General features: G+C 49.8%; 22 protein-coding genes. 7 read left to right on the forward strand and 15 right to left on the reverse strand.

From position 1 onward, the window contains the following. Positions 1-34: 34 nt before the first annotated feature. From OGY04_RS12455 to rclA, 6 genes are all read right to left on the reverse strand, one after another. A complete protein-coding gene (locus OGY04_RS12455) occupies positions 35-802 on the reverse strand; it encodes a putative bifunctional diguanylate cyclase/phosphodiesterase (protein WP_003831149.1) in 768 nt (255 codons plus the stop codon). A gap of 100 nt (positions 803-902) precedes the next feature. Next, positions 903-1,484 (reverse strand): helix-turn-helix transcriptional regulator, encoded by a 582-nt coding sequence (locus OGY04_RS12460; RefSeq protein WP_003831148.1) that lies wholly within the window; start codon positions 1,482-1,484, stop codon positions 903-905. Between the two features lie 21 nt (positions 1,485-1,505). Continuing rightward, on the reverse strand, positions 1,506-2,201 hold the full coding sequence (locus OGY04_RS12465; RefSeq protein ID WP_103015057.1) for a flagellar brake protein: 696 nt from the start codon (positions 2,199-2,201) through the stop codon (positions 1,506-1,508). Between the two features lie 570 nt (positions 2,202-2,771). Further along, the gene (gene rclC / locus OGY04_RS12470; RefSeq protein WP_286585348.1) at positions 2,772-3,332 is read right to left on the reverse strand and encodes a reactive chlorine resistance membrane protein RclC; all 561 of its coding nucleotides are present in this window, start codon (positions 3,330-3,332) and stop codon (positions 2,772-2,774) included. 11 nt (positions 3,333-3,343) lie between these two features. After that, complete coding sequence (gene rclB / locus OGY04_RS12475) at positions 3,344-3,574, reverse strand: reactive chlorine resistance periplasmic protein RclB (RefSeq protein WP_048216347.1); 231 nt, start codon at positions 3,572-3,574, stop codon at positions 3,344-3,346. Positions 3,575-3,745: 171 nt separating this feature from the next. Then, positions 3,746-5,071 (reverse strand): reactive chlorine resistance oxidoreductase RclA, encoded by a 1,326-nt coding sequence (gene rclA, locus OGY04_RS12480; RefSeq protein WP_111465958.1) that lies wholly within the window; start codon positions 5,069-5,071, stop codon positions 3,746-3,748. Positions 5,072-5,308: 237 nt separating this feature from the next. On the opposite strand from rclA, the gene rclR reads away from it, so the two are divergent. Further along, entirely contained in the window at positions 5,309-6,163 is an 855-nt protein-coding gene (rclR, locus tag OGY04_RS12485; RefSeq protein ID WP_137377130.1) for a reactive chlorine-specific transcriptional regulator RclR, read from the forward strand. 52 nt (positions 6,164-6,215) lie between these two features. Here rclR and OGY04_RS12490 read toward each other — a convergent pair whose 3' ends face one another. From OGY04_RS12490 to OGY04_RS12505, 4 genes are all read right to left on the reverse strand, one after another. Continuing rightward, positions 6,216-9,359, reverse strand: a complete 3,144-nt coding sequence (locus OGY04_RS12490) for a CusA/CzcA family heavy metal efflux RND transporter (protein WP_111465960.1) — start codon at positions 9,357-9,359, stop codon at positions 6,216-6,218. 11 nt (positions 9,360-9,370) lie between these two features. Then, the gene (locus tag OGY04_RS12495; RefSeq protein WP_008784024.1) at positions 9,371-10,663 is read right to left on the reverse strand and encodes an efflux RND transporter periplasmic adaptor subunit; all 1,293 of its coding nucleotides are present in this window, start codon (positions 10,661-10,663) and stop codon (positions 9,371-9,373) included. 76 nt (positions 10,664-10,739) lie between these two features. Further along, positions 10,740-11,087, reverse strand: a complete 348-nt coding sequence (cusF, locus tag OGY04_RS12500; RefSeq protein ID WP_048226186.1) for a cation efflux system protein CusF — start codon at positions 11,085-11,087, stop codon at positions 10,740-10,742. A 32-nt stretch (positions 11,088-11,119) separates the two neighbouring features. Further along, the gene (locus tag OGY04_RS12505; protein WP_100272806.1) at positions 11,120-12,502 is read right to left on the reverse strand and encodes an efflux transporter outer membrane subunit; all 1,383 of its coding nucleotides are present in this window, start codon (positions 12,500-12,502) and stop codon (positions 11,120-11,122) included. 195 nt (positions 12,503-12,697) lie between these two features. Here OGY04_RS12505 and cusR point away from each other — a divergent pair, with 195 nt between their 5' ends. The 5 genes from cusR to OGY04_RS12530 all read left to right on the forward strand — a co-directional run bounded on the left by cusR (position 12,698) and on the right by OGY04_RS12530 (position 17,037). After that, positions 12,698-13,381, forward strand: a complete 684-nt coding sequence (cusR, locus tag OGY04_RS12510; protein WP_003831137.1) for a copper response regulator transcription factor CusR — start codon at positions 12,698-12,700, stop codon at positions 13,379-13,381. Next, entirely contained in the window at positions 13,371-14,822 is a 1,452-nt protein-coding gene (locus OGY04_RS12515; protein WP_286585349.1) for a Cu(+)/Ag(+) sensor histidine kinase, read from the forward strand. The genes cusR and OGY04_RS12515 overlap by 11 nt, the downstream gene beginning before the upstream one ends. 125 nt (positions 14,823-14,947) lie before the next feature. Continuing rightward, the gene (locus tag OGY04_RS12520; protein WP_100272807.1) at positions 14,948-15,274 is read left to right on the forward strand and encodes a PcoE/SilE family metal-binding protein; all 327 of its coding nucleotides are present in this window, start codon (positions 14,948-14,950) and stop codon (positions 15,272-15,274) included. 372 nt (positions 15,275-15,646) lie between these two features. Continuing rightward, positions 15,647-16,150: a hypothetical protein gene (locus OGY04_RS12525; protein WP_286585350.1), complete on the forward strand. Its 504-nt coding sequence runs from the start codon at positions 15,647-15,649 to the stop codon at positions 16,148-16,150. Between the two features lie 83 nt (positions 16,151-16,233). Then, positions 16,234-17,037, forward strand: a complete 804-nt coding sequence (locus tag OGY04_RS12530; protein WP_267457820.1) for an MBL fold metallo-hydrolase — start codon at positions 16,234-16,236, stop codon at positions 17,035-17,037. A gap of 69 nt (positions 17,038-17,106) precedes the next feature. Here OGY04_RS12530 and OGY04_RS12535 read toward each other — a convergent pair whose 3' ends face one another. Together OGY04_RS12535 and OGY04_RS12540 are read right to left on the reverse strand one after the other, a co-directional pair. Then, the gene (locus OGY04_RS12535; RefSeq protein WP_286585351.1) at positions 17,107-19,551 is read right to left on the reverse strand and encodes a trimethylamine-N-oxide reductase 2; all 2,445 of its coding nucleotides are present in this window, start codon (positions 19,549-19,551) and stop codon (positions 17,107-17,109) included. A 20-nt stretch (positions 19,552-19,571) separates the two neighbouring features. Then, positions 19,572-20,666 carry a NapC/NirT family cytochrome c gene (locus OGY04_RS12540; protein WP_048235934.1) on the reverse strand — a complete coding sequence of 365 codons (1,095 nt, stop codon included), beginning with the start codon at positions 20,664-20,666 and terminating at the stop codon, positions 19,572-19,574. A gap of 530 nt (positions 20,667-21,196) precedes the next feature. On the opposite strand from OGY04_RS12540, the gene uspF reads away from it, so the two are divergent. Continuing rightward, positions 21,197-21,625, forward strand: coding sequence for a universal stress protein UspF (gene uspF / locus OGY04_RS12545; RefSeq protein WP_003831130.1), 429 nt, complete (start codon positions 21,197-21,199; stop codon positions 21,623-21,625). Between the two features lie 55 nt (positions 21,626-21,680). Here the strand turns inward: uspF and torD are convergent, their stop codons facing one another. From torD to torC, 3 genes are read right to left on the reverse strand one after another with little or no spacing between them, the layout of a single operon-like run. Beyond that, on the reverse strand, positions 21,681-22,295 hold the full coding sequence (torD, locus tag OGY04_RS12550) for a molecular chaperone TorD (RefSeq protein ID WP_167820309.1): 615 nt from the start codon (positions 22,293-22,295) through the stop codon (positions 21,681-21,683). Next, the gene (gene torA / locus OGY04_RS12555) at positions 22,292-24,832 is read right to left on the reverse strand and encodes a trimethylamine-N-oxide reductase TorA (RefSeq protein WP_250671216.1); all 2,541 of its coding nucleotides are present in this window, start codon (positions 24,830-24,832) and stop codon (positions 22,292-22,294) included. Before torA ends, torD begins: the two co-directional genes overlap by 4 nt. After that, the gene (torC, locus tag OGY04_RS12560) at positions 24,822-26,000 is read right to left on the reverse strand and encodes a pentaheme c-type cytochrome TorC (protein ID WP_003831126.1); all 1,179 of its coding nucleotides are present in this window, start codon (positions 25,998-26,000) and stop codon (positions 24,822-24,824) included. The genes torA and torC overlap by 11 nt, the downstream gene beginning before the upstream one ends. Positions 26,001-26,078: the final 78 nt, after the last annotated feature.

Genomic DNA, 26,078 nt, shown 5'->3' on the forward strand with positions numbered 1-26,078 from the left:
CAACCAAGGGGTTGGGAAACGTGAAAAGGAGGGATTAACGATTATATTGTGCTAAGAGTGAAGGGATCTCTTCTGCCAGCACTGGGGGAGAAATGAAAAAGCCTTGAATTTTGTCACAACCAATCTGCATCAACCGCTCCAGCTGGGACTGGGTTTCCACCCCTTCGGCAAGAACTTCAATGCCAAAATTATGCGCCAGTGAAATAATACCCTCAACAATCTTTGTTGATCGGGTGTCGGGCTCAATACCGGTGACAAATTCCTTATCAATTTTTAAGGTGTCAAAGGGATATTTCAACAGGTAATTAAGATTAGCATGGCCGGTTCCAAAATCATCAAGTGCAAGCTTGACCCCTATCGCCTTTAATTCCGTCATATTTTTAGCCGCAATCTGGCTGTCACACAGCGGTGACGTTTCCGTGACCTCTATTTGGCATCGATGGACCGGCAGTCCGGAAGTGGCAAGATTTTGTCTGACGCGTTGGGGTAGCAGAGGATCGCAGAATTCAAGCGCGGAAATATTGACGGATAATACAATGGGGTCAGGCCAGGAAGTTGCAACATCCCACGGAGAGTGAGTAACCATATCTTCAATGGAAATAATATTGCCGCTATCTTCCAGTAAGGTAATAAAAACATCGGGAGAGATCATACCCATCTGAGGACTATTCCAACGCATTAATGCTTCAAATCCGCTTATACGCTGGGCATGCAAATTGAAAATAGGCTGATAAACCATATAAAGTTGACTGGTATTCAAAGCCTTTTCAAGCGCAGTTAGCACCTCATTGGAATTAAACATTCCCCTCTCCCTCTACAAATCATAAAATTAAAAACCAGTCAAAATCACTCCCAAATTGTATCTACTATTAGGTGTATTACATCAGAAAAGAATGGTCAGGTTAGGGTAAAAAAGACATACGATGGGTAAATCTGACAATTAACTTATTTAAATCAGAGGTATTGGTCAGGCCAAGCTTGGCGACGACTCTCATCTTATGTGCCTGAATCGTTTTATAGTTCAGGCTAACTAACTCAGAAATTTCTTTGGCTGTATAACCACTTACCAGTAAGTTCAGGATCTGCTGTTCTCTTTCGGTTAATCTCTTCTGCGAACGATACAGTCGGGGGTTCCATTTCCCGACTGATAATTTCGCCAATTGACCAAAATCGCGCAGTGAAGATTTTTCAGTCAAAACTATTGTTTTTTCGACATATAATAACTCTACGCATAATTTCGCCACCAAACTATCAGCAACAATCACCACGACGTTATTATAAAATTTGAATCGGTTTTTATTCAAAAACTGAACAATGTCTGAACACGCTTGTTCATTATCAATGATATTAAAAACCATGGTTTGATGCTGGCATAATGATGACTGATGCAACATATCCTCAAACTGGAATGTTTGTATCGGTACATGTTTGCTGGTCAGGTAGGCAAACATACCATTGCCCACAAAATTATCACTGCCACACATCAACATCCTGTTCACCGTTCCTTATAAGCTTCTAATCTTGTTACTCATTAAAAATTTAATAATGATTTTCTCGACTTCAGTCTCTTCACGACGATTTTTAAAGTCGAACTCACATGAGATCTGATGACAGGAATACAACTGGTTATCCTCATCAAATTCATTGATCGGGACGACATCGATCACTTTTAAGTCCAGTTGTAAACTGCCAAAGGTATCGAAATCCAGAGATGCATTTTTAATCACCGCATCTTTATAAAGAAAACGGGCGTTTACATCTTTAACGATTAACGCACAACCACCCTGCGAGATATTTTTAATCTTGAGAGAGTAGTTTTCTCCATTTTTGTAACGACCAAAACAGAAAAAGTCATAGCCCTTCAGGAATGAAAAACGCTGATTTTGTCTCTGCTGGGCAAAGAAAATCATATCCGGGATGAAGTAGGATAATCCTGCTTCCGCACCTGCTGACGAGGTTTGTTCGAACCTGGCAGTAAATTTTACAATCCCGCTTTCGCTGTGCAGGATAAAGTATTGGACCTTTTCAGGAACAATGTCTCCGTGTCCGGAGATGACAAACCGTTCGAAATCAATCTTCTCTAACTGCGTGATAACGCTACTGTCTCCACACAGGATTTCCAGTTTCGTTTTCTTATGAAGCTCTTCACGAAGGATAGCGATGATTTCAAACTTGTCTTCCTTTGCTAAGCCAAAGCTCATTCTAAAACCCTTATTTCCATATTTAAGATATGTCCCGCCTTTGGTTACTCACAAAACGCGAGATCAGCATCCACCCCTGGTGCTTAATTACCATAGTGGATTCCATGTCAAACAGTTGGTTAAAAATTAAGTTTTTAACTATCTTTAGTCAGTTATTGATACGTAAAAACATTTAATCAGGATTAATTCTAGCTCAAGCCAGGCCTAAAACCACGCGAACTTGCGTACTGGCTATAACAAAAGCGAATAACAAAATTTTTAAAATGAGGTTTTGAGATAACAAATAGCAAGAATTGTACAGAAAAAAATAAAGCAATCATGATGGAGGGGCTACGCAACATGCGGGTTGGCGTGCTATCGCGGGGGATAAGAGAAGATGTTTACTGCACTCTATCATTAACTAAAAATATAGCCCTGACTCGTTATGCTTCTAAATTGAATAATTGCAATTTATATATGCTTAATAAATTTACCTTAAGTCAGAAAAAAAGCCAGCATCCTGCTGGCCCGGTAAGTACCGAATCGAACTATAGTGGCTTGCTATCTTACAGAGGGCACAACGTTAAAAATTCAATACCGCTGCTTAATTATTGATCGGGATGAATCTGCGATAATCATCACTGCTCCCGCCAACATTAACGTATCTTTTAACACCAACCGCCCGGCGCCTGACAAGTACGGAAATCCGTGGTGTAAATCACCCAGCGGCATTACCCACGCTTCTGGTGTGGTTATTAAAAATGATAAGGTAACAATTGGTGTGGCAAATGCCAGAACGCCGCCAATTAATCCCAACCAACGGCTAATAGGATTAGCCAGCACCAGCAAAGCGATAAGAACTTCGACTACGCCCAGGCCATTTGAGAACGTATACGTGTTATTCGCTGTCTGCCATTCACGAGCCTGCGGTTTGAATTCACCTTCGTGGGTTAAATGTTGTTTGTATTCTTCTGGATGCTCATAAAAAAATGACATTACCGGACTATTGGCGACAAACGGCGTAATGCTGTCGGCTTCGTAAGGTACAAATTTTAATAAACCAATCCAGATAAAAACAATCGCGATACTCAGGCGAATCAAGGTTAATCCAACTCTATCGCCTTTGCCCAATATACGAAGATACTTTTCCATCCCGGCTCTCCTTACTTGTACAAAATTGCCGTTGCGTGAGTACTGCTATCAATGCGCATTGAGGTAATTTTCCAGGAAGTCGCATTCTTTTCCTGCGCCAGTTTCGCAATAGCATCTTCCACCACGGAAGGAGAGCCAGACACGGCTGATACGCTAACGTGGGCAACCTCGGTTTGCGCTAACGCGGAAAATGTCACCGGAGCAGTCAGTAACGCAGTCATTAGTAACGTAGTTTTAAGCATGTTCATTTCTATTTCCATTAACGAGTTATCTCAGTGGGAATATAATAAAACATGCCACCTTATTTTATTTCATCCGTAACGCCAGAATAACTGTCAATTAGTATCAGGAATATAAAAACAAATAAAAAAAAGCCCCACACGGGTGGGGCAAATATGCAGACTACGCTATTATTATTTTATGAGAGAAAAGAGATCGTTTAATGATTCGCTCATACTTGGATGGGTAAATATCTGGTCACGCAATGTGGTATAAGGTAACCCCGCATCCATAACCGTCTTGATGATATTAATCATTTCATGAGAATCCACGCACAGCAGCGACACGCCTAATATTTGTTTCGTTTCGCTATCCACCACCGCTTTAAGAACACCACGCGTATCATTCATCACACGTGCTCGCGGGATAGCCGCTACCGGCAACGTCACGACTTGCACCGCCGCACCGCTGGCGCGAGCCTGTTCTTCAGTCATTCCGACGCGGGAAAGCGGCGGCGTCATAAAGACGGAATACGGTACGTTTTTACGATCGCCCGTGTTACGTAACCCCTCGCCTAGCAGGTTGTCACGCACAATACGGAAGTCATCCAGCGAGATATAGGTAAATTGCAATCCACCAGTGACATCGCCCATTGCCCAAATGTTATCTGCCGATGTACGCAAATATTTATTCACAACAATGGCACCACGATCGTTTACATCCACACCCGCTTTCTGCAATTGCAGGTTTTCTGTCGCCGGTTTGCGACCTGATGCTACCAACAGCGCATCCACCGTCTGGGCACCCTCCGGCATGTGCAGCTGTACTGCACCATCATGAGAGGAGACCGACTGCACGTTGGCATTGAGGATCAGCTCGACGCCTTTGTCGCGTAAAATGTTGGCGATAGCGTCAGCAATATCCCGGTCCTCACGAGGCAAAAACTGCGGAGCTGCTTCATAAATAGTGACTTTGCTACCAAAGTTGGCAAACATCGATGCGAATTCAACGCCGATATATCCACCGCCCAAAATGCCCAGACGCTCTGGACGTTGCGTCAAATTCAACAGCCCGGTGCTGTCAAATACGCCAGGTGTCGTGGTTAATCCCTCAACGTTTGGAATCGTTGACTGGGCGCCAGTATTAATAAAGATTTTCTCGCCGCTCAGCTCAATCTCGCCTGTTGACTGCACGACTCGCACAGTATGGTTATCAACGAATTCAGCACGACCTTCAATCACATCCACATTTTCCAGATCGGCAAGATTATGGAAATTTTTATCGCGCAGAAAACTGACAACAGAGGCCTTGCGTTGCATTGCTTCGGCAAAGTCATGCTGAAGTTCAGCATCATGTACCAGGGTTTTGGTTGGGATACAGCCGATGTTGATGCATGTCCCGCCATACATGGTGTTTGACTGTTCAATAATCGCTACCCGCCAACCCGTTTTGGCCAGTGTTGCCGCCAGCGTTTTACCCGCTTTGCCAAATCCAATAATAATCGCCTGATACTGATTCATGCTGTCTCTCCGCCAAGTCACTGTTCGTTTGATGAACTGAAATATAGCTCTAACTCTGCCGAAACAATGTATCCACAACTCGCAGATAACTGTCAGATCGTCTAAATTAGCCTTAAAGATGACTAACATTTCGAGAATGAATTATTACACTAACACTTTGAAGGTATTAATATAATAATGAAATAAAGAGATAATATCGTTTCAATAAACGACAACAAAAAATGTTCAGGAGTCTCCATGGATGCCCTTAGCCGATTACTGATGCTTAACGACCCACAAGGCTCAATTGACCAAAACTGCCTACTGAGCAGGGACTGGCAACTGCCTCACGCAGCAGGTGAATTGTCCATTATCCGCTGGCATACGGTCACACAAGGGGCAGCCCAACTGGACATGCCCGATGGGACATCTTTTACTCTGCGGCCCGGTACTATCGTGATCCTGCCGCAAAACTCCGCACATCGGCTCTGCCAGTCTGGCGATGAACAAACACACATTGTTTGTGGCAGCCTTCGATTGCACGCTTCCTCACGCTATTTTTTAACTGCGTTACCGGAAGTATTGGTTCTGGCACCTGATGAAAATAGCCCTGTCAGCTATTGGCTCAAGGCCATGATTGCGTTGATGCAACAGGAATCCTTGAGTACTCTGCCAGGTTCCAGTGTAGTCTGCAGTCAACAATGCGCCACACTGTTCGCCTTAGCCGTTCGCGAATGGTTAACCAAGGCGACCCCCGTTCAGAACGTGTTAAATCTACTGCTTCATCCCAAACTAGGGGCTGTCGTCTTCATGATGCTGGAGTCACCGGCGTTTGCCTGGACCGTCGAAGAACTGGCGAAACGTGCGCATATGTCGCGGGCCAGCTTCGCGCAGCTATTTCGTGAAGTCTCAAACTCCACGCCGCTCGCAGTATTAACCACATTACGCCTGCAATTCGCTGCCCAGATGCTGTCTCGCGGGTCGCAGCCATTGGTTGTGGTGGCCGAGTCGGTGGGCTACGCCAGCGAATCGTCATTCCATAAAGTCTTTTTACGGGAATTTGGCTGCACGCCGGGCGAGTACCGCAAACGCGTGAAGGCACTGGAGGTATAACGCGGCGCCTGCTTCGGCAACAAATCCGAATGCAGGCGCGCGCTTTAGAGCATTATTTTTGACCGCGGTGTCTGTGCAGCCACATCAGCTTATACGCAGCCGGAATAATGAATAGCGACAGCAATGGCGCGGTGATCATGCCGCCAATCATCGGCGCGGCGATGCGGCTCATGACTTCTGAGCCAGCTCCCGTCCCCCACAAGATAGGTAACAGACCCGCGATAATCACCGCCACGGTCATCGCTTTTGGGCGCACGCGCAGCACGGCACCGTGATATAACGCTTCATCCAGCTTGTCCGCCGTAAAGGTTTGCGGATTTTCCAGCGCGGGTTCGGCTTCAATAGCGTGGCGCAAGTACATCAGCATCACCACGCCAAACTCCGCAGCAACACCTGCCAGGGCGATAAATCCGGTTCCGGTTGCGACCGACATATGGAAACCCATCCAGTAAAGGAACCAGATGCCGCCCACCAGCGCAAAAGGCACACTGGTGATAATCAGCAGCGCTTCGCCAAAGCGACGGAAGGCCAGATAAAGCAAGACGAAGATAATCATCAGCGTCATTGGCACCATCAACTTGAGCTTATGGCTGGCGCGCTCAAGCAGCTCGAATTGCCCTGAAAACGCCACGCTGGTCCCCGGCTTTAACTGGACCTTTTCAGCAATAGCCTTTTTCAGATCGTTCACCACTGAGACCATGTCACGATCTCGGGCGTCGATGTAAATCCAACTGGTTGGTCGCGCATCTTCGGTTTTCAGCATCGAAGGCCCCGAAACCACCGTCACATCGGCGACATCCGCCAGCGTAATTTGCTGTTTCATGGGCGTCAGAATCGGCAGATTACGCAATGCTTCCGGGCTATCACGATAGCTCTGCGCATAGCGCAGGTTGATAGGATAGCGTGCAATCCCTTCCACCGTTTCGCCCACCATTGCCCCTCCTACCGCTGAGGTCACAAACAGCTGCACAGCACCTACGGTCATACCGTACCGGGCCGCTTTTTCACGATTGATATCTACGTTGAGATAGCGTCCGCCCACCAGACGCTCGGCCAGCGCCGAAGAGACACCCGGCACGGTTCTGGCCACCTCTTCAATTTGCTCCGCCGTGGCGTCGATATCTGCCAGAACATTACCCGACACCTTAATGCCAATTGGGCTTTTGATCCCCGTAGAGAGCATGTCGATACGGTTACGAATCGGCGGAACCCACAGATTCGCCAGCCCCGGCAAGCGTACGGTTTTGTCCAGCTCGGCGATGATTTTGTCCATCGTCATCCCCGGACGCCACTGGTCCTGCGGCTTCAGTTGGATCGTCGTTTCAACCATTTCCAGCGGCGCGGAGTCTGTTGCGGTTTCTGCCTTACCGGTTTTACCAAACACGCGCGCCACTTCCGGAACGGTCATGATCAGCTTGTCGGTTTTCTGCAGCATATCCGCTGCCTGCGCCGCTGAGATCCCCGGCAATGTCGAAGGCATATACAGCAGATCGCCTTCGTTAATCTGCGGCAGGAATTCACCACCGACTTTATTCAGCGGGTAGACAACCGTCAGTATTGAAAGCACCGCCACCAGAATGGTGGTCTTGGGCCAGTGCAACACCTTCAGCAACAACGGATGGTAAATACGGATCAGAAAACGGTTAAGCGGGTTGCTACTTTCGGCCGGTATTTTTCCACGGATCCAGAATCCCATCAGGATCGGAATAACCACAATCGCCAGAAATGCCGCGCCTGCCATGGCATACGTTTTGGTGAACGCCAGCGGGCCGAACAGTCGCCCCTCTTGCCCCTCAAGCGTGAAAATGGGGATAAACGACAACGTGATGATCAACAGGCTGATGAACAATGCCGGGCCGACTTCTACCGAGGCGTCAGTAATAACCTTCCAGCGCGTTGCGTTATCGAGCTTTTCATTCGGATGCTGATGCCCCCACTCTTCCAGCCGCTTATGGGCGTTTTCAATCATCACTATTGCGGCATCAACCATCGCCCCGACGGCAATGGCAATTCCCCCTAGCGACATGATGTTGGCGTTCAAACCCTGGAAATGCATCACGATAAACGCGATACACAGCCCCAGCGGCAGGGAAATAATCGCCACCAGCGCCGAACGCAGATGCCACAGGAACAGTGCGCACACCAGCGCCACGACGATAAACTCTTCCAACAGCTTGTAGCTGAGGTTATCAATGGCGCGATCGATGAGCTGACTGCGATCGTATGTTGTAACTACCTCTACGCCTTCCGGCAGGCTGCTTTTCAGCGTGTCGAGTTTGGCTTTAACGGCAGAGATCACCTCACGCGCATTTTTACCGGAACGCAGGATAACCACCCCGCCCGCGACTTCGCCTTCGCCATTCAGTTCGGCGATCCCACGGCGCATTTCCGGTCCAATCTGTACGCGCGCCACATCGCGCAGGTAAACAGGTACACCGTCGGCCCCTGTTTTCAGGACGATGTTATTGAAATCACCGAGCGTTTGCAGATATCCACTGGCGCGGACCATATATTCCGCTTCAGCCATCTCAACAGATGAGCCGCCCGCTTCCTGATTCGACGTATCCAGCGCCGATTTCACATCCGCCAGGCTGATGCCATATTGCGTCAGCTTCATCGGATCGATAACGACCTGATACTGTTTAACCACGCCGCCTACCGAAGCGACCTCCGCCACGTTAGGAATCGTTTTTAACTCATACTTTAAAAACCAGTCCTGAAGAGAGCGTAATTCCGCCAGATCATGTTTCCCACTGCGATCCACCAGCGCGTACTCAAATATCCAGCCGACGCCCGTGGCGTCCGGTCCCATTTCCGCGCTAACGCCAGCCGGTAATTTTCCCTGAACCTGGTTGAGATACTCCAGTACGCGCGAGCGCGCCCAGTAAGGATCGGTACCATCTTCGAAAATGACGTACACGTAGGAATCACCAAACTGCGAGAAACCGCGCACGGTTTTCGCGCCGGGTACCGACAGCATGGTGGTGGTCAGCGGGTAGGTCACCTGATTTTCAACAATTTGCGGCGCCTGCCCCGGATAGCTGGTTTTGACGATCACCTGAACATCAGAGAGATCGGGCAGCGCATCAACCGGCGTATTGATGATGGTCCAGGTTCCCCAGACGCTAAGAAACAGCGCCCCCATCATCACCAGAAAACGGTTTGCCACCGAACGACGGATAATCCATTCAATCATTTATCATGTCCTCAGTGTGAATGGGTCGCCTGGGCTGGCATGGCGGCTGCGTCTTGCGCCTTACTGTTCTGGGCGCGCATACGGTCCAGTGCGCCAGAGATATTCGCTTCAGAATCAATCAGGAACAGGCCACTGGACACCACTTTTTCGCCTTCGGTCAGGCCGGAGCGGATAGCCGTCAGCCCCTGGGATTCATGGAATACCGCAACCTGTTTCGGCACAAATCGGCCTTCGTTATCAACGGTGATGACCCGCTGCTCGGTACCCGTATCAATCAGTGCCTTAGACGGGATCAGCAGCATTGGCTCGCTTTGTGTTTTCAGTTGCAGGTAAGCATTCATCCCGGGCTTGAGCGCCTCGTCGGGGTTATCGACCTGTAAACGGAGCTGGAGCGTACGCGTGGTAGCATCAACGCTTGGTAAGATACTCCACTTGCTGATGGTGAAAGGCTTATCCGGCCAGGCGGGCACGGTGATGGTAAATTGCGAGGCATCTTTAATCAGCCAGGCGATAGATTCCGGGACCGACGCGCTAACCCATACCGGGTCCATACCCTGAATTTTCGCGACCACATTGTCTTTGGAAATGTTCATACCGGTACGCAAATCGAATGCGGTGATCACCCCATCGATAGGCGCTTTCAGAGTAAAGCGGGTCTGAATTTTACGCGTCGATTTTAAGCGCTGAATATCCGCTTCAGGCATTCCAGCCAGACGTAATCTCTCCAGAATCCCTTCCACCTGCGTCGCGCTGCCGCCCGTTTCCCGCAGCAATAAATATTCGCTCTGCGCCTCAACCCAATCAGGAATAGTCAGGTCGATCAGCGGCGAACCCTTCTTAATTTTGTCCCCCACGGTCAGCGGGTAAACCTTCTCGATAAAGCCCGCAGAGCGTGCCTGGACAATAACAAACTGGTATTCGTTATAACTAACGTTGGCCGGGAAAGTTTGCGCGTAGTGCAGTGGTCCACGACGCACTGGCTCTGTTTTCAGCCCCAGGTTCTGGGTCTGTGTAGGATCGATGCGCACGCCAGGCGATGACGCGTTCGCGGTCTCTTCATCGGCATATTTCGGGATCAGATCCATATCCATAAACGGCGATTTACCCGGTTTATCAAAGCGCGTGTTCGGATACATGGGGTCATACCAGAACAACACTTTTCTGGCTTCTTTTTGCTGAACTGGCCCGGCTACAGACGATATTTTTGCCGATGAATAATAAGTATAAACACCGACAGAAATAATCCCGCCGGCAATCATGCTACCGAGAATAAGCGCGGTATTTTTAATATTTAAAGACGCCATAGTGATTTCCATTGCGCGATAGTCTCGCCCGCGTTCGCAAAAACCCGGGCAAGAATAAAAGAGACCAGCGAGAACGTTATTTACTGATGTGAATATCGCGTAACACAGAGAGATTTCCCTGCTGAACAAACGTAAACGCGACCTTATCGCCTGGCTTAATATCATCAGCCTTCGTATCAGCAACCAGCGTAAAGCGCATCGTCATGGCCGGCCAGTTCACCGCTGGAATAGGGTCATGTTTGATCGTGATTTTTTTACTCTCCATATCAACAGCTTCAATCACCCCGGTAGCGCTAATGCGTTGTTCCTGTTGAGCCGCTGGCTGCATATTCATCATCTCGCCATGCTGATTTTCATTGGCCTGGGCGTTAAACATAACCACAGAGAAAAGGCTAAACAGTACGGCTTTGGCGGTAGTATTCATACATCATGCTCCTGAAAAGTTAATATTAAGGATTACTCCACCCAACCGCCGCCTAAGGCAGCAAACAGTTTAATTTCATTAACCTGTTGGGCGTAATTAAGATCGAGCAGCGATTGCCGCGTAGCGAATAAAGAACGTTCTGCGTCTAATACTTCGATATAGCTAACTGCGCCATTCTGATAAAGCGCTCTGGCGCGCTGTAGTGTGATTTGCAATGAATCCAGATAACGCTGCTGCCCACTAATTTGATCGGCAATGCTTTGGCGTAACACCAGTGCATCCGCCACTTCTTTAAACGCGTTCTGAATTTTTTGTTCGTAATTCACTACTGACTGTTGCTGGCGAATTTCTGCCAGGTCGAGATTGGACTGATTACGTCCGGCGTTGAAGATTGGAATATCTATTTTGGGGACAAAATTCCACATGCCGCTGGAGGCATTAAATAAATTGGAAAGATCGCTACTGCTACTGGACACGGAACTTGTCAACGTTATCGACGGAAAAAATGCCGCCCGCGCAGCACCGATATTGGCATTTGCCGCCAATAATCCGTGCTCAGCTTCCATAATATCCGGGCGCTGCAACAGTATTTGCGACGAAAGCGATGGCGGCAGCGTTACCGGTTTAATATCCCCACGACTGCGCGCCTGGTCATCGGGTAATTTCCCGTATGTACCCAGCAACAGTTGCAGCGCGTTATTGGCCTGTGCCAACTCACCTTTACGCTTGGCAATTTCGCTATGCGTACTTTCAATCACACCGCGCGCTTGTTCCAACGCCAGTACGTTGGTGCTACCGGTTATCAGTTGCTTCTCTACAAAAGCATAAGAGCGCTGATAGTTTTGCAGCGTTTCTTCGGCAACTTGCAACTGCGCGTAAGCCAGACGCTGGTTGAAATAGCTTTGCGACACGTTGGAAATTAATAAGATATGCACCGCCCGACGCGCCTCTTCGCTGGCGAAGAAGTTCTGCCGTTCGGCTTCACTCATATTTTTAAGCCGCCCAAAGAAATCCAGGTCGAAACTGAGATTGAGTCCAGCTTCGAATTCACGATCGGTGCTGCTATCACCTTTTAATTTACCGCTGTAGGTACCGCTGGAGCCTGCCGTGATTTGCGGATAACGGTCAGCGTCCGTGACGCCATACTGCGCTCGCGCTTCCTGAACCTTCAGCGTCGCCATGCGTAAATCGCGGTTATTGATCAGCGCCTCACCAATCAACGCCTTCACCTGGTCGTCAACAAAAAAGGTTCGCCACCCCGTGTCCTGGTATTCACCAGGAGCCGACACCAGGGAATTCTGGCTTAAAGAAAATTGCTGTGGCACCGGCAAGGCCGGGCGCTGATAGTCCGGCGCCAATGAACAACCAGCGAGCACGAATATAGCGCTGAGAGTAAGAAGCTTAAATTTGCTCATAGTTCTTCTCGTCCTGACCGGACTGATGTCCCTAAAATAAGTAGGAATTTATAGTCTTGTACTTTAACGAAGTGACTCTGTTTAACCGGTGACAGGAAAATGACAAAACTGTCATTTTCCCAATAACAGATTGCTATCCGATCCCGCTTCCCTAGAATTGAAAGTCCGCACAACCAGTGCGAGAAGGAGAATGCGATGAAGGTTTTGATAGTCGAAGATGAGAAAAAAACCGGTGAATACCTGACGAAAGGCCTGACGGAAGCGGGTTTTGTTGTGGATTTGGCGGATAACGGCCTGAACGGGTATCACCTGGCGATGACCGGCGATTACGACCTGCTCATACTCGACATCATGCTGCCGGATGTAAACGGCTGGGATATCGTGCGGATGCTGCGTTCCGCCAACAAAGGAATGCCCATTCTTCTCCTCACCGCACTGGGTACCATTGAACATCGGGTTAAAGGTCTGGAATTAGGTGCTGATGATTACCTGGTTAAACCATTTGCCTTCGCCGAACTGCTGGCACGGGTCAGAACGCTGCTGCGCCGGGGCGCTGCGGTGATTGTTGAAAGCCAGTTTCAGGTCGCGGATTTAATGGTCGATCTGGTCAGCAGGAAAGTCACCCGTAGCGGTACGCGCATCACCCTGACCAGCAAAGAGTTTACGCTGCTTGAGTTTTTCCTGCGCCATCAGGGGGAAGTTTTACCCCGCTCGCTGATCGCCTCCCAGGTCTGGGATATGAATTTTGACAGCGATACTAATGCCATCGACGTCGCCGTTAAGCGTCTGCGCGCCAAAATTGATAACGATTTTGAGCCGAAACTGATTCAGACCGTGCGCGGTGTGGGATATATGCTTGAGGTTCCTGATGACCAGTAAACGATGGCGGCGCCCTTTTTCACTGGCGACACGACTGACCTTTTTTATCAGCCTGGCGACAATTGCTTCATTTTTCGCCTTTGCATGGATAATGATCCACTCCGTGAAAGTCCACTTCGCCGAGCAGGACATCAACGATTTACAAGAGATTAGCGCCACGCTGGAGAGGATTATTAACCAACCCAACGAGCCAGAATCACGCCGCCTGGAAACGCTAAAAAATGTGGTGGCGGGTTATTCGAACGTCATTATTTCTCTGGAAGATAGCAACCAGAAGGCCATTTTCCATTCGCCCAATGCGCCGGATCTCCGGCAGTTTATCGCCAGTGCAAGGCCGGATAAAAATGCTCATGCCAGCGATGTTTTTATTATCTCAGGCCCCACACTGCAAACCTCCAAACATATCCACGGACAGAAAACATCGTCTAACTGGCGAATGATTCGCCTGCCGGTAGGACAGCTTGCCGATGGAAAACCAGCGTATACGCTGTATCTGGCATTATCGATCGACTTTCATCTGCACTATATTAACGATCTGAAAAACAAGCTGATTATGACAGCATCGCTGATTAGCATGATGATTGTTTTTATCGTGTTGTTCGCCGTATACAAAGGTCATGAACCGATTCGTAACGTCAGTCGTCGCATCCAAAATATCACCTCGAAAGATCTCGATGTACGCCTCGATCCGCAAGCTGTTCCTATTGAACTGGAACAACTGGTGAGTTCGTTTAATCATATGATCGAACGCATCGAAGACGTATTTAAACGCCAGTCGAACTTCTCAGCGGATATTGCCCATGAGATCCGCACGCCAATAACTAACCTCGTCACCCAAACGGAGATTGCGCTCAGCCAGACCCGCAGCCAAAAAGAGCTGGAAGATGTGCTGTATTCCAATCTCGAAGAGTTTGGCCGTATGTCGAAGATGGTGAGTGATATGCTGTTTCTGGCACAGGCGGATAACAATCAGCTGATCCCAGAAAAAAAAGCGCTCAATCTGGCTGATGAGGTCGGTAAAGTGTTCGACTTTTTCGAAGCCTGGGCTGAAGAGCGTGAGGTTGGTTTACGGTTTGAAGGACGCGCATGCTGGGTTTCAGGCGACCCATTAATGTTACGCCGGGCAATGAGTAATCTGCTGTCAAATGCCATGCGCTATACGCCAAAAGGCGAGTCGGTAACCGTACGGGTGAAAGAGGCGGATGGCCAGGTGCAGATAGTCGTTGAGAATCCCGGAAACCCCATTCCCCCGCAACATCTTCCGCGACTCTTTGACCGCTTTTATCGAGTGGACCCTTCACGACAGCGTAAGGGCGAAGGCAGCGGCATTGGTCTGGCGATTGTGAAATCAATTGTGACTGCCCATCGAGGAAAAGTCTCGGTGACTTCCGACCCTCATGCCACTCGCTTTATTCTGACGCTGCCCAAGCACGCGATTTAATTTATGGTGATGACGCTTATACCCGTCATCACCTGTTGTCTGACACAACCGTCATAATCCTGTCACGCCACTGACAGCCCCTATTAATTATACTTTCTTCCGTAAACCCAAACAGGAGAAATATGATGAATAAGATGTCCTCTTTTTTAGCTATCGCGTTTTTTATTTCAGCTGGCGTTAATGCGGCAGAAACACCCAAAATGCATCAGCAGGCCGCAATGGCTCATGAAATGATGAATAACAGCGACGCTCCTGCACATCAAAAAATGGCACAAGCACACGCCGCGCAAGCAAATAATTCATCGTCAACATCAACCAATGCGCAATCATTTTCACAAATGAATGAACACGAAAAAGCGATGGTTGTTCACCAATCGGTAAACAACGGCCATTCATTTGCTCATGAGGTACAGGCCGAGCAGCACCGCGCGCAGATCTCCACTCAGGGGTAAAGACGAACTATATTGACAACGACATCCATAAATACGCGAAGTTTGAATATTGTGGACTACTCTCCCCACGCGGGCCTGTTTATATACAAGCCCGCGTCCCACTTCATCGTTAATGTCAATATTAATAATTCATTAAATCCTTCTTCTAAAAGTAAATACATCTTAGCTCTCTACCCGGATTGTATAAAATAAGTAAATAAACAGCTTATTATGTTGCGTATTACAGCATTCACCACCCCACCCTAATTATAAATTAGGATTCCCCCTGGTATGCTTCATTAATATTTAATGGGAGACTGCCGTCGTCGTAAACATGACAGTCAAAAAGTTCGCATTCCTATAAATAAATTTAATGATGATAGTGAGTAAAAAATGAATAAACGTCTGCTAACCCTCCTGGTCCTTGGCCTGACAACTGCCACAACAGCATGTGCAATTACCCCGGCAATGCAGAAAAAGTATGAACGTTCAGGTTGTACGCAGATGAGTGAACTCAATGGCTGCGATGTGAATAAATCCTATCAGTGGAACCGCGATCATGGCTTTATTGAGAACAGCAACGGCCAGCAGAATCGTCATCATCATGGTGAAAAACAGCAAAATACCACTAACACGGATAACCACGATAATGCCGGTATTGATGGCAAATTCAGCGGAAATTACGTGGCCAAATTTACCAATGGTCAACGCAGCGTTGATATTCACGTCGAAGATTCCGGCGTTTACGTCAATGGTAATGAAGTGCGTGACGTAAATATCTATAAGGATACGATGACCTTCCGTGTCGGCTATGCCACCTATACGATTAAAACAAATGGTCACGGTAGCTGGAATGACAGCGATGCAGGAAACGCAGGCAAAATTGTGCGTGAATAACGGATAACGCTAAAGAGCGCTGCGATCACAGCGCTCTCAAAAGCGATGTATTACAGTATGCCGTTTTAATACGGGAGTCAGGCATGGCTTTAACCCTCACAGTGCTGCTTGAAAACCGACGCGCTGCTGGCGCAGAAAAATCAATACTGGCCAAGCCTGGATTAAGTCTGTTAGTTCAGGATGAAACAACCACAATATTGTTTGATACCGGGCCGGATGGCAGCTTCATGCACAACGCTACGCAAATGGGCGTAGACCTGACCCAATTAACCGCCGTAGTGCTGTCGCACGGTCATTATGATCACTGCGGCGGCGTGCCGTGGCTTGCGGATAACAGCCGTATCATTTGCCATCCCCAAATAGCCTGCGAACGGTACGCCTCAGTTACGGTTGCGGGAACACCACGAAAAATTAAAAAACTCTCGCGTGATAACAACTACTCTCGATTCATAATGGAATACACCCGCGAGCCGCTGGCTATCAGCGATCGTTTTTTGTGGTCCGGGGAAATCAGTGTCCCCACGCCACAGTCCTATGGCGTGATTAGCGAGAAAACACTCCAGCCAGATTACATCAGTGACGAAGGCGTATTGATCTATAAATCTGCACGCGGGTTAGTCATCATTACCGGTTGCGGGCATCGGGGAATAGAGAACATCGTACGCCATTGCCAGAAAATCACCGGGGTTACCAAAATTCACGCCCTGGTCGGTGGCTTTCATTTACGCGCCGCCTCCCCCGCTAAGCTATGGCGGACCCGACAATTTATTCAGCAACAGCAACCCGAAAAACTGCTCGGCTGTCATTGCACCGGTTCGTGGGGGCGATTGTGGCTACCGGGAACTGACGCCCCGGCAACGGGAGATGTGATAGTGCTGGCTGAGTAACAACAGTAAAACGTTGCCCAAACAGCAATAAAAAACGGGAGCCTTACGGCACCCGTTTATCAGTCATCATTACATGGTGACAATTGCTGGCTCATCAAAGACGGTGAGTTTTGGCGCTTCACCGGTGTATTTTTCTGCGTATACCAGGCTGGTATTCCCGGCACAGCCGTTCGCCAGTCTTGAAGTCGGGATATCCGCCGTCAGCACGTTCGCGCCGCCATTTTTACAGATACCGTTTTCAATATCCGGCCATGCGCCTTCATGAATACAGATGATACCCGGTTTGATGCCGTCGCTGACGTGCGCCCCAACCAGAACCTGTCCACGAGCATTCCATACGCGGACCAGATCGCCCTCGGCAATCCCTCTGGCTTTTGCGTCATCCGGATGAATCGTCACCGGTTCACGATTGGCAATCGCGTACTCTTTACGTAGCGACGCGTAGTTCAGCTGGCTATGCAGACGATGTGCCGGGTGCGCCGTCAGTAGCTGCAGCTGATCTTTATCCGCAGTTCCTTTCCATTCATCCGGTTCAATCCAGGACGCATGCGGCGGACAGTCTTTATACTGATAGCCTTCAATCGTTTTCGAGTAGATTTCAATCTTGCCGCTCGGCGTTCCGAGTGCGTTCATCACCGGATCGCTGCGGAAATCCGCGTAGCGCACATATTTGTTATTCTTTTCATTCTCACGCATTTCGATCAGCTTATTCTGCTGCCAGAACGCGTTGAACTGAGGCATGGCAACACGCTGGGCGCGGGCGGCTTTTTGCGCGACGTCATAGAACTGCTTCAGCCACGCCATTTCGTCTTTGCCTTCGGTGTAGACAGCTTTCCCCCCCGGCTTAAGCATCTCAGCCAGATCGGCAAATACGTCAAAATCACTACGCGCTTCAAACTGCGGCTCAATGACCTGCTTCATCGGTATCAGATGCTGGTTACTGTAATCACCGGTCATGGTCAGATCGTTACGCTCAAACGAAGTGGTGATTGGCAGAACGATATCTGCGTGTTTGGCCGCAGCGGTCCAGTAGCATTCAGAGATGACAACCAGTTCAGGCTTCTGCCAGGCTTTGATTAAGCGGTTGGTATCCTGATGATGGGTAAAGTTAGCGCCGCCCGCCCACCAGATCATTTTGATATCCGGGAAGGTTTGCTCTTTACCGTTATGTTGATATTTGCCGCCTGGGTTTTCCAGCGCTTCGACAATTCGCGCTACCGGCAGGCTGGTCACCGCATCGGAAACCGCCCAGTCATTACCTGCCGATGACCCACCCTCAATTTTGGCGGAGATCGCCGGTAAAACCCCACCGATGCGCGTTGGGTTACCGCCATTGGAATAGTGATAAGAGAACCCGAAACCGCCGCCTTCGGTACCAATTTGCCCCAGCATCGCCGCCAGAGTCACCAGCATCCAGTGTTTTTGCTCACCGTATTGCTGGCGCTGAATCCCCCAACCTGCCATGAGCATGGTTTTGTTGCTGGAGAAAATTTCCGCCAGCTTTTCCAGTTGCTCAGCAGGCACGCCACACACGCCAGATGCCCATTCGGCGGTTTTCTCTACTTTATCGCTCTTGCCGAGCAGGTACTCTTCAAACTGCGGATATCCGGTGGTGTATTTTTCCAGGAAGGCTTTGTCGTGAAGGTTTTTCTTCACCAGCGTATGGGCGATCCCTAACATCATTGCCACATCGGTCCCCATATGTGGCGCAATCCAGGTCGCATTATCACCAAAGAACTCGATGGTTTCAGAACGCATCGGATCGATGGCGATGACGCTTTTCCCTGATTTCTTCAGCAGATTAAAGTATTCGATCCCTTGTTCATCCGTGCTGCTCCAGGCAATCTTAAGGGTGTTGAGCGGGTTCATCCCCCACAGCACCACGACCTGACTGTGCTCAAGCACCATCGGCCAGGTGGTTTGCTGCTCATAAACCTCAACCGATCCCACAACGTATGGCATGATCACCTGCGCGGCACCGGTTGAATAATCTCCGGTATGCCCAGCGTAGCCACCGGCCATGCTCATATAGCGTTGCAGTAAGGTTTGCGCCTTATGCAGAACGCCGCTGGATCGCCAGCCATAAGAACCGGCAAATATCGAAGCCGGACCATAGCTGCTGCGGATCCGGCTGTGCTGTTCATGAATGAGCTTCAGCGCCTGTTCCCAGCTGACCCGCACAAAGGGATCGTTACCGCGTTTGCCATCCGCTTTACCCGGGTTTTCCAGATAGCTTTTGCGCACCATCGGATACTTCACGCGGATATTGGTATGAACCTGATCTGGCGCGGTTTGCTGTAATGAGTTCGGCACCGTTTTCGGCAATGCACCTTTTGAGGAAACCACTTTTCCGTCTTTTACTTCCACGTATACCGCACCCCAACGTGCTGCCGTCAGGATTGCTCCGCCATTCTGGCCTTCGGCCCAGGCTGGCATTGGGATCACCGAAGAAATCGCCATTGTCCCGGTTGCCGCGCCAGCCGTCTTAATAAAGTCACGTCTTGTGAGTTTCATGATTTCTCCTGATTGATCGCTTATTTATTCATGTCTTTAGCGTTGTACTGGAAGTAACGGCTCAGGATATCCAGTTCGGTTTCACTGATATTGGTGCGGGCCCCCATCCCTTTGGCTACTGAAGGCCAGGCGTTGAGCGTGAAGTGATTCGCCGGAATTGGCGCATGACAGCCCGCGCAGTAAACATTGTCGAGTTTGCGCGCGTAATCCCACATAGGTTCACGGCTGGCGAGTGCGGAACCGCTCCATTCGCCCTGCAGCACGACATCTCGCCACGCATTGCCGTAGTCATCTTTTTTCCAGTCGGAGAGGATCTTCAGCGACTGTTGACCTTTTTCGCTCAGGCTGGCAAGAATCAAACGCTGCCCTGCTGCGTAGTAAATAACCTGTTCACTTCCTTGCATCTGGCTACCGCGAATCTCGACCAGTCGCGCATTGTCCGTTGTTTTCAGGACCTGCATTTTGGTTGCCGGGTAAACAGTTCCCAGATCTCCCAACGCGGTGTTGCTTACAGCATAAAGTTCAGTTGCTGAAGCTGGGGTGGAGGCTGACTGCGCTTCAAGTCCTTTAAGCGCACTGTCATCCATTTTTATTTCAGGTGGGAAATGGGCGACGCCTTTATGGCAATCAATACAGGTTTGCTTTTCCGCGATGCCCATTTTGTGCATCTTCTGAGCATCCGCGCTTTGTGCGGCAAGATCCATGGCGTCCATACTGTGGCAGCTACGGCAGGTCGCAGAATCATTAGCCTTGAGCTGTGCCCAAACGGTTTGCGCCATCTCCAGACGGTGTTCTTCAAATTTTTCCGGGGTATCGATCTTTTTGGTGATGAACTGATGATAAACATCTTTTGATGCCCGCAGCTTAGCCACCAGAAAATCCAAACCGCCCTCCGGGATATGACAGTCCGCGCACTCTGCGCGAATGCCTTTCTGATTCTGGAAGTGAACCGAGCCGGTATATTCTTCGTAGGGCGCCTGCATCGTATGGCAAGACAAACAGAATTCTGTACTCGAGGTTTTATGTAATGTCCATTGCCCTGCCAAAACAATAACTGCGCCAAGAACAATGCACAGCAGCATCGTCCATAGGATAGTTTTATTTATTTTTCTCATCTTTTATTTCCATCAGACGAATACCCTTTTAGAGGTAGACAATAAATATCCTAAAGCAGCTATTTATTGATATTCATCAAGCAAAGAGAGAAATAAGAATCAGCCAATGGGTAAGTTTGAAGGGGCTCGCATAATTAGTGAGAATGAAATGTAAATATCAAATTTCGTTTAAAATTAGAGTTTTATTCTACATGCAAGGTTTGATTATCCATTAACCACACAAACTTCAGAATAAAAATTCTATAAACAGTAAAAGTCGCTGAAGTTAATCCCGCGTTAACACTCGCTATATAATTAAATATACAATGAAAGCATATAAAAAAGAACCCTTTTCTATTTTGCGATTACACGTATTAATGAAGATACCTGTCTTACTATTTCGCTCACATATACATTACGGCCAGACATACGACACACACACATTTCATTGGCCCGCACTGATGCACACATCCTTGATCTGGTCACTTATTATACAGAAACAACTTTCGCTACACTCAGGGTAGAGGTAAAACAAACAGGAGGTAGTGAATATGTATCGCTCAATTCTGGTGCCCATTGATATCTCTGAAGCCGATCTCACTCGTCATGTTGTGCCGCAGGTCCAGGCGCATGCCAAAACCGCGAAGGTCCACTTTTTAGCCGTTATTCCTACCGTTCCGTTCTATGCCTCGCTGGGACTGGCCTACTCTACCGAGTTTCCGGACAGAAGTGGTCTGCAGGCCAAGGCCAGCGAAAAACTCGAAGAAATTATTAAGCAGTTCAATATTCCTGCCGGCAGGACTCAAACCCACGTCGTTTACGGCCCGCCGAAGGATCAGATTCTCAAGCTGGCGGAGGCGGTTGACGCCGAGCTTATCGTCATCGCCTCACACAAGCCGGGGTTTAGCACTTATTTACTGGGTTCAACGGCGGCAGCCGTAGTCCGCCACGCGAAATGCCCGGTGCTGGTTGTGCGGTGATAGGGTTAAAACGGGAGCGAATGTGCTCCCGTTTTTCTGTGGCTCAGGCCATCACTCAGTTCTGATGATCCAGCCTGACAAATGCCAGCAGCAGCTGGCTCAACGCACCGTAGAAACCAAAGTCATCATATCGGCGGCATTTAGCGGTGAACTCCGGTAACCAGCGTAACAGCCCCGCCAGCGTTTCTCTGCGCAACGCATCAATACGCTGACGGCTAACCCCTGGCTCACCAAGAGAAAAATGCAGATGGCTCAGCAGTTCGATAAAAATCGCCAGATGATCGGCTGATTCGCTAAACGTATCGCTTACCTGCATGCCCGCATCAGATAACAGTTGTTTAATGACCCCGTAGTTTGGCCCTTCTTCAAGATGAGCCGACGCATAGGGTAACGCGGCGTGTTTATCCGACATCAGGAACAGGCTGCAAAAATCAGCCGCCATTTCCAGGGTAGCGTCTTCACGTACCTTGAGCGCGGCAATTTTCGCTTCCAGCAAAAGAACATCCGCCTCAAGCGACGGTTCACCTTTGAGTACGGTGAACCACTCAGTCATTTCGCTGGACTGCAATTGCGCTAATCCCTCACCGTCACGCTCCCGGGAAAACATTTGCGCCAACCATGCATAAACACAGGCCATCTGTTCTGTCGTCAGGGAGGTGTGTTTCATCATGACGTCACCTTCTCCGCCGGGACATATTCGCACTGCGCCACCATTTTTATCGGGCCGCTGAACGCCGTCACGTTATCCACCTTACCGGTATATTTCTCAATTTCCACCAGCGTAGTATGCGCACTGGTCGCCTGCGCCAGCTGAGACGTGCCGATATCTAGGGTTAACACGTTCGGATTACCGTATTTACACAGCGCTCCGCTTTCTCCACCGTTATCAGGATCGTACCAGGCACCTTCATGGATGCGCGCCACGCCCGGCGAGTAGAGATCGGAGACAACCGCGCCGGCCAGCACTTGTCCACGCGCATTAAATACACGAACTATATCGCCGTTGCGGATCCCCCTGGCGCTGGCATCCTGCGGGTTAATAAACACCGGCTCTTTGCCACCTACCGCGTAATGCTTACGCAGCGCTTCGGACTCGCAGAGCTGTGAATGCAGACGGAAATCCGGGTGGACGGATTGCAGATGCAGCGGCCAACGCTGCGATCCAGGCCCACCGTGTGAACGTTCGATTTTCTCAAACCACATTGGATGCCCCTGACAATCGTCATATTGCATATCGGCAATAGTTTTCGAATAGATCTCGATCAAACCGCTCGGCGTCCCCAGAGGCTCAAGGTCGGGATCTTCGCGGAAGGCCTGATGACGGACAAACATCTGCGGATGTTCGAATTCAACGTACTCTTGCTGATTCCAGAAAACGTCGAAAGCCGGAAGATGAACACCGCGTCCCTTCCCTTGCTGGCTTCCTTCCTGCCAGATGCGCTTCAACCAGCCCATCTCATCCAGCCCTTCTGTGAACGCTTCTTCACGGTTAAAGCGGCGGCAAAGATCGCGGAAAATATCGAAATCATTACGCGCTTCAAACTGCGGCTGCACCAGCTGCTTCATAGCGATAATGCCGCGGTTGGAGTGGTTGCCATATTGGTCGAGATCGTTACGTTCAAACTGGGTCGTCGCCGGCAATACGATATCGGCGAATCGACAGGTCGAAGTCCACTGATTGTCGATGGCGATAACGGTTTCCAGCTTACGCCAGCCCTCAATAATACGGTTGATCTGCTGGTGACGATGGAAAGGGTTGGTCCCGGCAAAAACGCACATCTTCAACGGTGGCAGCTTGACGGTTTTACCGTTCCAGTTGATGCTCTTGCCCGGCTCCAGAATCGCATCGATAAAACGCGCGATCGGGATAGTACTGCTGTAGCCCTTATAATCGGTGCTGTCATGTACCGGTGGAACGGTGGTAGAACCAGAAAATCCGCTCAGGATAACGCCTTTACGTCCTGGGGTGCCCGCGCCGTTGTAGTGCCAGCCAAAGCCAAATCCCCCCCCGGGTAAGCCAATTTGCCCGAGCATTGAGGCCAGCACCACGATCATCCACGCCCACTGTTCCCCGTGCTGCATACGCTGCACGCACCAGCCAGCAATAATTTGCGTTCTGCCGCCCGCCATCTGCCGCGCAAGTTCACGGATTGTCTCAGCATCAATCCCGCAGATTTTTTCCGCCCACTGGGCATCTTTAGGCTGTCCGTCACTTTCTCCCAGCAGATAAGGCAGAAATTGCTCAAACCCAACGCAGTAGTTCTCGAGGAAATGCTTATCGTAGAGCTTCTCGGTATACAGCGTGTGTGCCAGCGCCAGCTGTAGCGGTACATCAGCCTGCGGATTCACGGCGATGTGCTTAACCTTGTCACGGCCCAGGTAGTCATGAGTCGAGGTGACGACCGGGTCAACGCTGATGACCGAAATCTCGCCCCGTGCCACTTTTTCCTTCAGTTGCTCGTAGTATTCATAGACATCATGATCTGGACACCACCAGTTCGCCTGCTGGTTTTTGATGAGGTCAGAACCCCACAGCACAATGGTTTTGCTGTTTTCGAGTACCAGTGGCCAGGAAGTCTGCTGCTCATATACCTCCATTGACCCGACTACGCGCGGCAGGATCACCTGAGCGGCACCGGTGGAATAGTCGCCCCCCGTACTCACGCTGTTGCCATGCAGCGCAATGGCACGCGCCAGCATCCCGGAAGCATTGTGGAACATCCCGGTCGATTGCCAGCCGCTGGCCGTTAGCAGCGCGCTCGGACCATAAGTCTTCTGAATGCGCTCCAGCTCCTGATAGAAGAAATCCAGCGCTTCATCCCACGAAACGCGCACAAAGCGGTTATCTCCACGTTGTGAGGTATCGCTCTGATGGCGTTTACGCAACCAGTCCACGCGGACCATCGGGTAGCGAATACGCGCTCCACCGTGTACGTGATCCGGGAGTCCGGCGATCATTTTTGACGGGTATTTATCGCGCTCGAACGGCCTGGCTTCAATGAAACGACCGTCAACCACGGTGGCACGAATCGCCCCCCAGTGAGAACCGGTCAGAATCCCCTCTTTGACGCCTGCCCCCTGCACCTCTGCGGCATTAGCGCTACGCGGCGTGAGCAGCGAAGGCCCTAACATACCGGCTACGGTCAAGCCGCCCAGTTGCAGCAAAAAACGTCGGCGCGATGCCTGAAAGAGATCGTTATTTTTCATTGCTTTCTCCCTTATCGCCATGCGGCTTATCCGTAGTGTCAGAGGCATTCATCTGCAAATATTTCAGCAAGGTACGTTCTTCACGTTTATCCAGACTGGTAAATCCAATCATGCCGTTCAACGTGCCAATCCAACCGTTAGCATCAAAGTGTTCTTTCTCTGGTGCACCGTGGCATTGGTTACAGGTTCCGTTATAGAGCGAGTCGGCATAAGCCCAGATAGGTTTGATATCGTTGACCATATCGCCCTTCTGCATCCAGGCAGTGGCCTGCAATTTACTCCATGGCGTATTCGTTTCCGCAACGGTGGTTTGCTCCAGCGTCTTCACGTGCTGCTGGATGTCGCCACGAATGGAAGCCACAAAAATGCGCTTGCCCGGCAGTTGCGCCAACACGCGCTGACGCCCATTACTCTCGGTCCAGCCCACAATTTCAATTTGCAGCCAGTCACCGTCACGCTTTAACACTTTCACTTCAGAAGCGGGCAGCAGTGAACCTGCAGGTTCTTTATCACCTTTGGCGGCATAAATAGGTTTGATGTCCAGAGAGTAGAGCGTCTCGCCATCGTCGTTCGCCCTGGCGCGTAACTCATCAAACTGCTTGCGGAAACCACTGCTCATATCGGGAAGCTGGTGCGCAATACCTTTATGGCAGTCGATACAGGATTGGTTGTCCTTGGCCGCAATCTTCATCTGGCGCGCAGCTTCGGGATGTTGTTTCGCGTGGTCCATCGCATCATAGTCATGACAAGAACGACAGGTCGCGGAGTTGTTCTCCTTCATTCGCGCCCATTCGCGCTCCGCCAGCTCTGCGCGTTTGGCTTCGAATTTCTCTGGAGTATCAATAGAGTGGGCAACAAAGGTTTGGTAAATATCGTTGCTGGCCTCCAGCTTACGTTTCACCATGCCTGGAATATCAGATGGAATGTGGCAGTCATGGCATTCTGCGCGCACCCCGGAGGCATTCTGAAAATGCGCAGACTGTTTATATTCTTCGTAAACCGGCTGCATACTGTGGCAGCTCACGCAAAACTCGGTAGAACTGGTTAATTTAATACCAACGTGCGGCAAGACGATCAGCGCAATACCGACCACAATCCCGATAACGACCAGCGCCAACACTGACCAACGTGCGCTCGGTCTGAGCAGCGCCCTCCATAGTTTCCGCATAATAGCCCCTGTAATCTTATGGTTTAGTTACAGAGGATCTTATTTCTCAAATGTGAACAGCAACACTGGTCAGGATGA

Origin of the sequence: Citrobacter sp. Cpo091 (assembly GCF_030332645.1) — a bacterium.
Classification (GTDB): Bacteria; Pseudomonadota; Gammaproteobacteria; order Enterobacterales; family Enterobacteriaceae; genus Citrobacter; species Citrobacter portucalensis.